11 protein-coding genes and 1 riboswitch are annotated in these 12,865 nt (G+C 69.1%); of the genes, 4 read left to right on the top strand and 7 right to left on the bottom strand.

The features are described from left to right. Positions 1-214: 214 nt before the first annotated feature. Positions 215-1,831: an ADP-ribosyltransferase domain-containing protein gene (locus AC5677_RS23100; RefSeq protein ID WP_497189818.1), complete on the top strand. Its 1,617-nt coding sequence runs from the start codon at positions 215-217 to the stop codon at positions 1,829-1,831. A gap of 157 nt (positions 1,832-1,988) precedes the next feature. After that, entirely contained in the window at positions 1,989-2,618 is a 630-nt protein-coding gene (locus AC5677_RS23095; RefSeq protein WP_497189817.1) for a DUF4352 domain-containing protein, read from the top strand. 170 nt (positions 2,619-2,788) lie between these two features. On the opposite strand, the gene groL is transcribed toward AC5677_RS23095, so the two are convergent. The 4 genes from groL to thrC all read right to left on the bottom strand — a co-directional run bounded on the left by groL (position 2,789) and on the right by thrC (position 7,051). Further along, positions 2,789-4,411, bottom strand: a complete 1,623-nt coding sequence (groL, locus tag AC5677_RS23090; RefSeq protein WP_497189816.1) for a chaperonin GroEL — start codon at positions 4,409-4,411, stop codon at positions 2,789-2,791. A gap of 325 nt (positions 4,412-4,736) precedes the next feature. Then, positions 4,737-4,940 (bottom strand): cold-shock protein, encoded by a 204-nt coding sequence (locus AC5677_RS23085; RefSeq protein ID WP_010035953.1) that lies wholly within the window; start codon positions 4,938-4,940, stop codon positions 4,737-4,739. Positions 4,941-5,434: 494 nt separating this feature from the next. Further along, the gene (locus tag AC5677_RS23080) at positions 5,435-5,713 is read right to left on the bottom strand and encodes a MoaD/ThiS family protein (RefSeq protein WP_497189815.1); all 279 of its coding nucleotides are present in this window, start codon (positions 5,711-5,713) and stop codon (positions 5,435-5,437) included. A 54-nt stretch (positions 5,714-5,767) separates the two neighbouring features. Beyond that, the gene (gene thrC, locus AC5677_RS23075; RefSeq protein ID WP_497189814.1) at positions 5,768-7,051 is read right to left on the bottom strand and encodes a threonine synthase; all 1,284 of its coding nucleotides are present in this window, start codon (positions 7,049-7,051) and stop codon (positions 5,768-5,770) included. Between the two features lie 17 nt (positions 7,052-7,068). Beyond that, a riboswitch (SAM riboswitch) is annotated at positions 7,069-7,217 on the bottom strand. A gap of 182 nt (positions 7,218-7,399) precedes the next feature. Between thrC and AC5677_RS23070 the strand changes: the two genes are divergently transcribed. Then, positions 7,400-8,362 carry a glucosyl-3-phosphoglycerate synthase gene (locus AC5677_RS23070; RefSeq protein WP_497189813.1) on the top strand — a complete coding sequence of 321 codons (963 nt, stop codon included), beginning with the start codon at positions 7,400-7,402 and terminating at the stop codon, positions 8,360-8,362. A 69-nt stretch (positions 8,363-8,431) separates the two neighbouring features. Beyond that, positions 8,432-9,931 carry an alpha,alpha-trehalose-phosphate synthase (UDP-forming) gene (locus AC5677_RS23065; RefSeq protein ID WP_497189812.1) on the top strand — a complete coding sequence of 500 codons (1,500 nt, stop codon included), beginning with the start codon at positions 8,432-8,434 and terminating at the stop codon, positions 9,929-9,931. Positions 9,932-9,938: 7 nt separating this feature from the next. Here AC5677_RS23065 and otsB read toward each other — a convergent pair whose 3' ends face one another. From otsB to AC5677_RS23050, 3 genes are all read right to left on the bottom strand, one after another. Further along, a complete protein-coding gene (otsB, locus tag AC5677_RS23060) occupies positions 9,939-10,814 on the bottom strand; it encodes a trehalose-phosphatase (protein ID WP_497189811.1) in 876 nt (291 codons plus the stop codon). 150 nt (positions 10,815-10,964) lie between these two features. Further along, positions 10,965-11,306, bottom strand: coding sequence for a DUF3263 domain-containing protein (locus AC5677_RS23055; RefSeq protein WP_497196725.1), 342 nt, complete (start codon positions 11,304-11,306; stop codon positions 10,965-10,967). 85 nt (positions 11,307-11,391) lie between these two features. Beyond that, positions 11,392-12,660, bottom strand: a complete 1,269-nt coding sequence (locus AC5677_RS23050; protein ID WP_497189810.1) for an extracellular solute-binding protein — start codon at positions 12,658-12,660, stop codon at positions 11,392-11,394. Between the last annotated feature and the right edge of the window lie 205 nt (positions 12,661-12,865).

Below are 12,865 nucleotides of genomic sequence, written 5' to 3'. Positions count from 1 at the left end.
ATTTCCGCGGGCAAGCCTTGAAATCCGACGCTGCCGACGAGCGGCCACCGGCCCACATCCGGCCTCCATCCAGTCCCTCTGCAGCTTCTCGGCAGTTGCTCTGCATGGCGTTCCGGGTTCTTTGTCGCCACATTCAGGGGCTTCGCCTGCACATCGACTACCTCGCGCGCCATGCCCCTATCGGCACGGTTTGATAATTCGGAGCCTTTTCACCATGAGCGATGCCACCACCCCGGCCCAGCCCGACCCGAATGACCCGCTGGCCCTCACCGAACTCTTCAAGGGCGGCGGTGAACCGTGGCTTCCGCTGCTGAAGCCGGTCATCGAGGCGCAGCCGGACGCGGCCACGTTCATCGGCCCGGACCGCGGACCGGAGGTCGTTCCCGTCCGCGAACTGACCTTCCAGGCGCTCAAGCCGAACCCGCCGCACAAGTGGAAGGTCGTGGTCTTCGGTCAGAACCCGTATCCGCGGCCGGAAAGCGCCACCGGCATCGCCATGTTCGACAACACCTTCCATGACTGGAAAGACAGCCAGTTCGGCAGGGTCGTCAGCATCCGCTGCATCATCAAGGCGGCGGCGATGTGGAAGTACGGCATTGCCAAGAAGACCCCGATTGCCGATATTCGTGCGCTGTTGAAGAAGCAGGACACCGTCCAGCCGCCGGAATGGTTCCAGGCGATGCTCACGCAGGGGGTGCTGCTGTTGAACGCGGCACTCACCGCCAGCAGTGACGGAGGACGGGGCGCCGACCGGCATCCCGCATTCTGGCGGCCGGTCGCCGAGCGGATCGTCGAGGAGATATTCAAGGCCAAGCGGAATGCCGATGAAGAGGACCGTGGTGTGGTCTTCGCGTGGTGGGGCGCTCATGCACGCAATCTGAAAAAGATTGTCCTCCAACTCCAGGAGAAGTATCCCGAGGTCGAGGTCCGGCATATCGACCACTGCAATCCCGCGGCGCAGGGCGACATCTTCTGCGAGGGCGACCATTTCGAGATGGTCAACGACGCCCTCGCGTCGCTGGGCGCCGAGGCGATCGACTGGCTGCCGAGCAAGGGGTGGAACGAGCGCGCGGCGGAGGACGGCGGGGCGGACGGCAACATCGCCGATCGGATGGGTGCGTTCATCGCGTCCACCATGGAGCTGCATCAGCTGTATCTGGACCGCCTCGCCAGCGTCAAGGACGAGGGGCTCGTCCTCCCCGCGATCACGGGGGTGTTCGACACCCCGCTCATGGACTTCCGCGAGGCGGTCGGCCCGGTCGCCCAGCTGCTGGCCGGTCTCGACCGGCACGTCACGCTGTCGCACGAATTCGGCAAGCGGCGGGCGGACGAAGCGGCCGGCGGCCTCTCCGCCGACGCGATCGCCGCGCTCTACCTCTACACCTGCGAGTCCGCGTTCTACCGGGAGATCAACGCCATCCTGCGCGCCCCGGACCGGGCCAAGGTCGTTCCGTACCTCCCGTATCTGCGGCTGCTGTTCTCGGCGGTGTCGGGGCTTCCCGCCCGCACGGAGCCGCTGTACCGCGGGGTGTCGCTGGACCTGCGGGCGCAGTACCCGCTCGGCCGGACCGTGACGTGGTGGGGCGTGTCCTCGTGCACCTCCAAGCTCGGCGTGGCGCGGGGATTCCTCGGCAGCCGCGGCAAGCGGACGCTCTTCGAGGTCGCCCCCGTACGGGCCGTGGGCATCCGCAGCTTCTCCGCGTTCACCGACGAGGAGGAATTCATCCTCCTGCCGGGCACACAGCTCAAGGTGGCGGAGGTGACGACCGAGCGCGGCGGCCTGTGCACGGTGAAGCTGACCGAATCGGAAGAGCAGCCGCTCGTGTCCTGAGCGGGCGCCGGGGTGCGGGTGCACGTCGCACGGGAAGGACTGTTGCACCCTCTGGTGCCGTTTGGTGACAGGAAAGACACCCTACGCATATCCACGGTCCGCAGAATTCCTCTGTCGCCACACGCGCCAGACCCACTGGCACATACGGGGGAATTCCATGCACCGCTCCATCACATCCGCCGCCGCGGCCGTCGTGCTCGCCACCACCCTTGTGGCGTGCGGGGGTCCGGACGGGGACAGCAGCAAGGCCGGGGCCACGAAGAGCGCCGCTCCCAGCGGCGCCGCGGCGCCCGGCGGCTCGCAGAGCCCGGACGCCGCGCCCAGCGGCAGCGCAACGCCGAGTAGCTTCAAGGTCGGTGACACCCTCTCGCTGGAGGGGGTGTCCGGTCAGGGTCCAACGAGCCGCGTCCAGGCCGATGTCACGCTGGCCAGGTACGAGGACAACGCCAAACCGTCGCTGGAAGCCTTCGCAGCCCCCGACGGGCAGCGCCTGGTCGCGACGCAGTTCACCATCCTCAGCACCGGCAACACCACCTACGACGACCCCGGCAACCTGGGGGCGAAGGTCATCGACTCGACCGGGAAGGTTTACCCCGGTAAGCCCGGTATCCCCACCGTCGGTGACTCCCTGGACCTCACCATGATCCTCCCGCCGGGCAAGAAGACCACCGGCTGGGTGATCTTCAACGTGCCGAAGGACGCGAAGATCACGAACGTGACGTACCAGATGGACTCGCTCCTGCAGACCAACGGAGAGCACACGGGCAGGTGGAGCCTCCACCCCTGAGGTGGTCTTCCGTTCCAGCGGGCAGGACCTCACCGGCACCGCCGCCGCCACGTACACGGAAGTCGCCGTACAACGCCACCGGGGCGGCACCTCTCCTTGCGGAGGGGTGCCGCCCCGGCGGACTTCTGGACGTGCGGCCCGGGAGGACCGGCAGTCTGATCCGGGAGGGATCAGAAGTCCATGTCACCGCCCGGCATGCCGCCCGGAGCGGCCGCGGCGGCCTTCTCCGGCTTGTCGGCGATGACGGCCTCGGTGGTGAGGAACAGCGCGGCGATGGAGGCGGCGTTCTGCAGGGCAGAGCGGGTCACCTTCGCCGGGTCGAGGATGCCCTCGGCGATCATGTCGACGTACTCGCCGGTGGCGGCGTTCAGACCGTGGCCGACGGCCAGGTTGCGCACCTTCTCCACGACGACGCCGCCCTCAAGACCACCGTTGACGGCGATCTGCTTGAGCGGGGCCTCCAGGGCGAGCTTCACGGCGTTGGCGCCGGTCGCCTCGTCACCGTCGAGCTCCAGCTTCTCGAAGACCGCGGAGGCCTGCAGCAGGGCGACGCCACCGCCGGCGACGATGCCCTCCTCGACGGCCGCCTTCGCGTTGCGAACGGCGTCCTCGATGCGGTGCTTGCGCTCCTTGAGCTCGACCTCGGTGGCGGCACCGGCCTTGATGACGGCCACGCCGCCGGCCAGCTTCGCCAGACGCTCCTGGAGCTTCTCGCGGTCGTAGTCCGAGTCGCTGTTCTCGATCTCGGCGCGGATCTGGTTGACGCGGCCCTGGACCTGGTCGCTGTCGCCGGCACCGTCGACGATGGTGGTCTCGTCCTTGGTGATGACGACCTTGCGGGCGCGGCCCAGCAGGTCGAGACCGGCGTTCTCCAGCTTGAGGCCGACCTCCTCGGAGATGACCGTGCCACCGGTGAGGATGGCGATGTCGCCGAGCATGGCCTTGCGGCGGTCACCGAAGCCCGGGGCCTTGACGGCGACGGACTTGAAGGTGCCACGGATCTTGTTGACGACCAGGGTCGACAGGGCCTCGCCCTCAACGTCCTCGGCGATGATCAGCAGCGGCTTGCCGGACTGCATGACCTTCTCGAGCAGCGGAAGGAGGTCCTTCACGTTGCCGATCTTGGAGTTGACGATCAGGATGTACGGGTCATCCAGGGCCGCCTCCATGCGCTCCATGTCGGTCGCGAAGTACGCCGAGATGTAGCCCTTGTCGAAGCGCATACCCTCGGTGAGCTCCAGCTCCAGACCGAAGGTCTGGGACTCCTCGACGGTGATGACGCCTTCCTTGCCGACCTTGTCCATGGCCTCGGCGATGAGCTCGCCGATCTGGGTGTCGGCGGCGGAGATGGAGGCGGTCGAAGCGATCTGCTCCTTGGTCTCCACGTCCTTGGCCTGCTCCAGCAGGGCGGCGGAGACGGCCTCGACGGCGCGCTCGATGCCGCGCTTGAGGGCCATCGGGTTGGCACCGGCGGCCACGTTGCGCAGACCCTCGCGCACCAGGGCCTGGGCCAGGACGGTCGCGGTCGTCGTGCCGTCACCGGCGACGTCGTCCGTCTTCTTCGCGACCTCCTTGACCAGCTCGGCGCCGATCTTCTCGTACGGGTCCTCGAGCTCGATCTCCTTGGCGATGGATACACCATCGTTGGTGATCGTGGGGGCGCCCCACTTCTTCTCGAGGACGACGTTGCGGCCCTTGGGGCCGAGGGTGACCTTGACGGCGTCGGCGAGCTGGTTCATCCCGCGCTCGAGACCGCGCCGTGCCTCCTCGTCGAACGCGATGATCTTGGCCATGTGAAGTGGTCCTCCCGGACATCGGGGTGGATTGCTCCGGACCGCGCTGGCGCCCGCGACGGACGGTCTGCTTGCCGTGTGGTTCCTTGCCCCACCCGGCCCGCGGACCTCACCGACCCGATCCTTGGTTATCACTCTCACCCGGAGAGTGCTAACGCCAATGATTAGCACTCGACCCCCTCGAGTGCAAGCGAGTCAGGGGGGAGTCTCATCCTTGGGCGGCGGTCGGGGCGAGCGCGTCCGGCGGCGTCTCACCGTGCATGCAAGAAGGTCCGCACCCCGCTCAGGGGTACGGACCTTCTCGACGCTGCAGTCGGCCGGCGCCTCAGGCGCTCACCCGGACCATGTCTGCCTGCGGCCCCTTCTGGCCCTGCGAGATCTCGAACTCGACCCGCTGACCCTCCTCAAGGGTGCGGTAGCCGTCCATCTGGATCGCGCTGTAGTGGACGAATACATCCGCACCACCGTCGACCGCGATGAAGCCGTACCCCTTCTCCGCGTTGAACCACTTGACGGTGCCCTGAGCCATGCCTAACTCCCCTATTACTGGCCCTTGCGCAGGACCGCACTCCGCGGACCCGGGTCAGACCTCACCCCGCGAAAGGCCCGTGGGGTGTGCGCCGGAACGCGTCGACCGCCGCTGAATGTATCTGCACCAATGCCCAGCGCAACAGGTCAATCGGACGAGAATTCCGGGGCCGAAGAATCGGTAATTATGCGGTGAAGTCGCGTTACGCCGGGGCAAGTCGGGCCGGGCATAGCTCACGTATCCGACAAATGCTGCACACACTTCGGGCACAACTCATCGCGATCACATATGCGTTGGGCACGCGCGCGGAGTTGTACGAGGGTCGTACGCGGGTTGTACGAGGGCTCATACGAAGAAGATCGCCCCCATGGTATCGCCTTTCGCGACATGGAATTGCCCCATCCGCTTTTAGGCGGATGGGGCAATTCTCGCCACTCAGACCAAGAGATGGCGCAAATCAGATCCCGGTGAGGAACGGGGGCCGACAGAAGGGGTCAGCAGCCTCCGGCCACCGCAGGAATGATGGAGACGCCCGCGCCGTCCGGCGTCGGCGTCTCCAGGCCCTGCTCGAAGCGGACGTCGTCGTCGTTGACGTAGACGTTCACGAACCGGCGCAGCTTGCCCGCGTCGTCCAGCACACGGGCCGCGATCCCGGTGTGGTTCTTCTCCAGGTCGGCGATCACCTCGGAGAGGGTCGCGCCCTCGGCGACGACCTCGGCCTCACCGTTGGTGTACGTGCGGAGGATGGTGGGGATGCGGACCTTCACGCTCATGGTTCTGCCTTCCAGCGACTGCGGGGTGCGGTTTCGGGGGTACGGGTCCGGGGCTCAGCCGGCCAGGCCGGCCGCGCGGAACGCGTCCAGGTCGGGCCGGATGGTGGCCGTGGGCCCGGATGCGACGGCGTCCAGAGTCTTGAGGCCGTCGCCGGTGTTGAGGATGACGGTGGTCAGGGCCGGGTCGAGCAGACCGTCCTCGATGAGCTTCTTGGTGACGCCGACGGTCACGCCGCCCGCGGTCTCCGCGAAGATCCCTTCCGTCCGCGCCAGCAGCTTGATGGCGTCCACGACCTGCTCGTCGTTGACATCCTCCACCGCACCGCCCGTACGGCGCGCGATGTCGAGCACGTACGGCCCGTCGGCCGGGTTGCCGATGGCCAGCGACTTGGCGATGGTGTTCGGCTTCTGGGGGCGTACGACGTCGTGCCCGGCCTTGAAGGCCGCCGACACCGGCGAGCAGCCCTCCGCCTGGGCGCCGAAGATCTTGTACGGCTTGTCCTCGACCAGGCCGAGGGCGATCAGCTCCTTCAGACCCTTGTCGATCTTCGTGAGCTGGGAGCCGGAGGCGATCGGAATGACGATCTGGTCCGGGAGCTGCCAGCCGAGCTGCTCGCAGATCTCGTACGCCAGCGTCTTGGAACCCTCGCCGTAGTAGGGGCGCAGGTTGACGTTGACGAAGCCCCAGCCCTCGCCGAGCGGGTCGCCGATGAGCTCCGAGCAGAAGCGGTTGACGTCGTCGTAATTGCCCTCGATGCCGACCAGGTCGCCGCCGTAGACCGCGGCCATGACGACCTTGCCGGCCTCCAGGTCGTGCGGGATGAAGACGCAGGACTTCAGGCCCGCCCGGCGGGCCGCGGCGCCGACCGCGCCCGCGAGGTTGCCGGTGGAGGAGCAGGAGAGGGTGGTGAAACCGAAGGCGCGGGCGGCCTCGACGGCGATCGCGACGACACGGTCCTTGAAGGAGTGCGTCGGGTTGCCGGAGTCGTCCTTGACGTACAGGCCGCCCGTGACGCCCAGCTCGGCGGCGAGGCGGTCGGCCTTGACGAGCTTGGTGAAGCCGGGATTGAGGTTCGGCTTGTCGGCGACGTCGGCGGGGACGGGCAGCAGCGGGGCGTAGCGCCAGATGTTGTTCGGTCCGGCCTCGATCCGCTTCTTCAGGCCCTCGGGATCGCCGCTCGGGAGGTCGTACGCCACTTCGAGCGGCCCGAAACATTCCTGGCACGCGAAGATCGGACCGAGGTCGAAGCGCTGTCCGCACTCGCGGCAGGAGAGGCCGACGGCCGGACCCAGAGCGACAGTGGAGGTGGTGGCGGTTTCGGTGACTTGCACAGCCATGGAGGCGAGGCCCTTTCTCCTCATCTTCCTCGCGACGCATCTCGCCACGAGACGGATTTGGCACCTTCCCTAGCCGGGAGCCTCGCGCGCGCTGCTGCGGCGGAGACCGGCTGGAGGGTTGCCGGGGCTTCAACGGGCCGTATCCCTCTGCCCCTCTGGATGAGCGGTATGGCGCTGGGCCGAAACCCAGGCTTTTGTGGCGGTGACCCCGGCATGCGACGGTCATCCGCGTTGTTCAAGACTGTAACCGAAGGCGCTGACAGTTGAGATAGTCGTCCGAACCGCGAGATGGATCACAATGGATCACCCACGGGCCATTGGTCCGGCGGCCACCGAGGAGTCGTAGACGTGCTGGAAGAGGTGGAGCGCTGGCTCAGCAGCCGCTCCTGGTCCGCGGCCGACCGCCCGCTCGGGCGGCTGGTGGAGGCCAAGCGCCAGACGGGCCGGACGGTCAGCGTAGTGCTGCCCGCACTCGACGAGGAAGCCACCGTCGGCGCGATCGTCGCGGCGATCCGCGCGGACCTGATGACCGGCACCGTTCCCCTGGTCGACGAGCTGGTGGTGCTGGACTCGGGGTCCAGGGACCGGACGGCCGAGGTCGCGGCGGCGGCCGGGGCCAAGGTGGTCCACCGGGACAGCGTCCTGCCCCGCCTGCCGGCCGTCCCCGGCAAGGGTGAGGTCCTGTGGCGGTCCCTGCTCGCCACCACGGGCGACATCGTCTGCTTCATCGACGCCGACCTGCGCGAATTCTCCTCGACCTTCGTCTCCGGCATCGTCGGGCCGCTGCTGACCGACGCCGATGTCCACTTCGTCAAGGCGATGTACGACCGTCCCCTGGAGACCGGCGGCGAGGGTTCCGGAGCGGGCCAGGGCGGCCGGGTCACGGAGCTGGTCGCCCGCCCCCTGCTCAATCTCCACTGGCCGCAGCTGGCCGGCTTCGTCCAGCCCCTGGGCGGCGAGTACGCGGTCCGGCGCTCCCTCCTGGAACGGCTGCCCTTCCCGGTCGGCTACGGCGTCGAGCTCGGCCTTCTGGTCGACGCCCTGCACACCGTCGGCCTGGACGCCCTCGCCCAGGTGGACGTCGGCGTCCGCAAGCACCGCCACCAGGACGGCCAGGCCCTCGGCCGGATGGCCGCCGCGATCTACCGCACCGCCCAGCTCCGTCTCACCCGCGGCCATCTGATCCGGCCCCGTCTCACCCAGTTCGACCGCGGCGAGAACGGCTTCGTGGCGCGCACCACGGATGTGGACACCGAGGAGCGGCCCCCGATGGCGGAGATCCCGGAGTACGCGGAGCGGCGGGCGGCCTGAAACGGCTGCGGGTTCCCTCGGCTGAATTCCGTACGTTTGCGCGGATCGGTAGCTGGTTAATGTCGCGACATGGTCTCCGAGACGGTCTCCGAGCGCAGTGCGGTCCCGCCAGGTGCCGACGTTCTCGTCGCGTCCAATCGCGGTCCGGTGTCCTACGCCGTCGGTGAAGGCGGTGCGCTGACCGCCAAGCGGGGCGGCGGGGGGCTGGTGTCGGGGCTGTCCGCCATCGGTCCGGACACCGATGCGGTGTGGGTGTGTGCGGCGCTCGGGAAGGGCGACCGGGAGGCCGTGCGGCGGACGGGCGGCGACCTGGATCCGGCGGACACGGGCGGGCAGCGGGTCCGGATGCTGGATATTCCGGCGGATGTGTATGCCGATGCCTACAACGGAATTGCCAATTCCGTGCTGTGGTTCGTCCACCACATGCTGTATCAGACTCCGCTGGAGCCGGCATTCGATACGGAATTCCGTGCGCAGTGGGCGTCGTACGAAACGTACAACGCGGCCTTCGCGGACGCGCTGGCCGAGGCCGCGGCGCCCGGGGCCGCCGTCCTCGTGCAGGACTATCACCTGGCGCTGGTGCCCGGGATGCTCCGCGAAAGCCGCCCCGACCTGCGGATCGCGCATTTCTCGCACACGCCGTGGGCGCCCGCGGAGTACTTCGCGATGCTGCCCGACGACATCCAGCAGAAGCTGGTGACGGGCATCCTCGGCGCGGACCGGGCGAATTTCCTGACCCAGCACTGGGCACGGGCCTTCATGGGCTGCTGCCAGTGGGCGCTGGGGTCGGAATGCGACGCGTACTGGCCGCGCGACGAGGACCCGTATCTCATCTCGACATGGCTCAAGCCGCGCAAGACCCATATCGGGGTGCACGGTCTCGGCGCCGACGCGGAGTTCCTGCGCGAGCGGGCGCACCGCCCCGATGTCGAGGAGCGGCTGGCGGCACTGCGCGAGCAGATCGGCGGGACGGACCGGAAGACCATCGTCCGGGTCGACCGCACCGAGCTGTCGAAGAACATCGTGCGCGGTCTGCTCGCCTACCGCCGGCTGCTCGCCGACCGCCCCGAGTGGCGCGAGCGGGTGGTGCACCTCGCGTTCGCCTATCCCTCGCGGCAGGACCTGGCCGTCTATCGCGACTACACCGCGACGGTGGGGCGGCTGGCAGAGGAGATCAATGCCGAGTACGGGACGGACGGTTGGCAGCCGGTCGTGCTGCATGTGAAGGACGACTTCGCGCGGTCGCTGGCCGCCTACCGGCTCGCCGATGTGGCCCTGGTCAATCCGATCCGCGACGGCATGAATCTGGTCGCGAAGGAAGTGCCGGTGGTCTCCGAGCGGGGCTGTGCGCTGGTCCTCTCCCGGGGAGCGGGCGCGTACTGGGAGCTGCGCGAGGACGCGATCGTCGTCAACCCGTACGACATCACGGCCACGGCCGAGGCGCTGCACGAGGCGCTCTCCATGGACGACGGCGAGCGGCGCGCCCGCTGCGAGCGGCTGGCCGCGGCCGCCACGGCGCTGCCGCCGGCCCAGTGGTTCCTGGACCAGCTGCGCGCGTTGGAGGAGTGAGCGGGGCTCAGGCTCCGGCCAGGTGGTCCGCCAGGGCGCCGAGGAGGCCGACGACCCCCGTCGGCCCGTCCACCACCAGGTCGGCGCGGTCGGCCAGTTCGGTGACCTCGTTGCTGCCGCTGCAGACCAGGACGCCGGTGAGGCCTTCGGAGCGGAGTTTTTCGACGGCGGCGAAGGCGGCGAGGTCGCCGAGGTCGTCGCCGGCGTACAGGACGGTCGTGGCGCCGGTTTCGTGGATCCAGTCGGCCAGGGCCACGCCCTTGTCCATGCCGGGCGGGCGCAGTTCCAGGACGAAGCGGCCCGGTTCGACGATCAGGCCGTGGCGTTCGGCGAGGGCGGCGAGCGGGCCGCGGAGCCGGTCGAAGGCGCCCTGGGGGTCGGTCGCGCGGCGGGTGTGGACGGCGATGGCGCGGCCGCCCTTGGTCTCGATGGCGGTCTCGACCCAGGTGCCGTGCCAGACGCCGGAGGCGTCCAGTACGCCGGGGAGTTCGGCCTGTATGGCGGTGATGCCGGGGTGCGGCGGCGGGGCGTGGACGGTGCCGGTGGCGGCTTCCCAGCGCTCGGCGCCGTAGTGGCCGAGGACGGTGAGATGGCCGAGGCCGGGGACGGCGGCGAAGCCGCCGAGGCGGACCGCGACGGCGGCCGGGCGGCCGGTGATGACGGCGGCGGCGCGCAGCTGCGGGACGAGGCGGCCCAGGGCGGCGGTGGCGCCGGAGTGGGCGCGGGCCGTTTCCGGGTCGGGGACGATGTCGGCGAGGGTGCCGTCGTAGTCGAGGGCGATGACGGTGCGTTCGGGGTGGGTCAGGAGAGCGGCGAGGCCTTCGCGGCCGGCCGGGGTCTGCGGCGTCGGGACGGGGTGCGGCGCGTTCGGGGGGCTGCCCATGGCGCCGACCCTACCGGCGGGGTGCGGGCGCATGCCGGGTGTACGGGGGCACGGGGGCGGCGGGCGGGCGGGTGTGTCGTGGGTGCGGCGCGGCGGCGGGCGTCCGGCCCCGGCGGCGGGCGTCGGGCGCGGCTCAGCGGCGGGCGCGGCTCAGCGGCGGGCGCGGCGGGCGTCGCGTATCCGGCGCAGGCGGTTGACGGTGACCGGGTCGTGGGCGAGCGCGCGGGGGTCGTCCAACAGGGCGTTCAGGAGCTGGTAGTAGCGGGTCGGGGAGATGCCGAGCCGCTCGCGGATGACGCGCTCCTTGGCGCCGGGGCCGGGCCAGGAGCGGCGCTCGACGCCGAGCACCGCTTCGTCCCGGGAGGAGAGCGGGGCGGCGGCCGCGCCCTCCGGCTCCCTGCGGCCGGCGGCGTCGGCGGCGGCCGGGGTGCCGGGGCCGTCCGGGGTATCCCTGCCGTCCGGAGTGCCCGTGCCCTCGCTCCCGCCCGCCATGTCCTCGCCGCCCGTCATCACGTTTCCACGATAAGCCCACGGTCCGACAGCGCCCGGCCGGATGCCCCGGCGGCCGCCGGGGCCCTTACGGCGCGGTGTTGTCGGCCATGTCCGCCTCGTTCTGGATCTCGCTGAGCACGGCGGACGGGTTGCCGTCGGGCCCGACGGCGGCGCCCATCTTGGCCTTGAGGGTCTTGGAGACCATGGGCCAGGAAACCTTGTCGGCCGGGTAGAACTCGGCGCTCCTGAGCTGCCTGAGGAAGCTGTGCAGCTTGCTGTACTTGTCGTCCTCCATCATCGCCTGGGAGGCGGAGGCGGTGACCGGGAGCAGTCCGTAGGTGCCGGAGAACTTCAGGACGTTCTTCTCGCTGTAGACGAAGTCGAGGAACTTGCCGATCTGTTTGCCGTGGCCGTTCTGCTTGAAGGCGGTCATCCAGTCGGCGACGCCCATGGTGGCCTTGGCCTTGCCGTCGATGCCGGGGAGGTCGGTGGTGCCGTAGTCGATGCCCTTGGCGGCGGCCTGTTCCATCAGGGTGGGGTGGCCGTTGAGCATGCCGACATCGCCGTCGGCGAAGCCCTGGAAGGCGTCGGCGCGGTTGACCTTGGCGGGGTCGGCGCCGGTCAGGCCCTTGCCGACGAGGTCCTTCTGCAGCCATTCGAAGGTCTTGACGTTCTCCGGCGAGTCGATCGTGTACTTGCCGATGTTGTCCGTGTAGGCGCCGCCACCACCGAGCATCCACATCAACGTCTCGGCCTGGGTCTCCTCCGGGCCGAGCGGGAGCGCGAAGGGCATCTTGACGCCGTGGCTCTTCAGCAGCTGGGCGTCATGGGCGATGTCGTCCCAGGTCTTCGGCGGGTGGGCGATGCCCGCCTCGGCGAACAGCTTCTTGTTGTAGAAGAGGCGCCGGGTGCTGGCCCCGAAGGGCATGCCGTACAGCACGCGGTTGTATTCGCCGGCGTCCGCGAGGGCGGGGGTGAAGTCGGCCTGGGTGGGTATGGAGAGCAGCTCGTCGGCGCTGTAGAGCTTGCCGTGGGCGGCGTAGTCGGCGTACGCGCCGATCTGCGCCATGTCGGGGGCCTTACCCGCCTTGACCGCGTCCTCGACCTTCTTGTCGACGTCGGTCCAGCTGTAGACCTCGACGTCGACCTTGATGTCGGGGTTCTTCTTCTCGAACTCGCGGGTGAGCGCGTCCCAGTAGTGCTGGGAGCTGTTGGCCTCGCTGTCGCCGTAATCCGCCGCGATGAGCTTGAGCGTGACATCGCCGTCGCCCGAGCCGCTGCCGCAGCCGGTGAGAGTGAGGGTCATGACGGTGGCAATCCCCGCCGCCGTCAGGCTCAAGTACCGCCGCTGCACCGTTGTTTACCGCCCTGTCCCGAGATCTGTTCTGCCGGGTCCATCTCGGTGTCGGGGATCACCCTTCACCGCCATGAACAGCGAGTTTTACTCGCCCGTCTCCATAAGGTCTACACCACCGGAAGTCTCGCTTCGGTATCGCCCTTCCCACGCGAAGATCACGAGGCCGGGCGCCGACCAGGCCAAACAGGCGCAAGAGCCCACG

The organism is Streptomyces sp. JLSY215 (assembly GCF_059682825.1).
The sequence above is the reverse complement of the archived record's forward strand: the minus strand, read 5'-3'. Positions and strand labels throughout refer to the sequence as shown.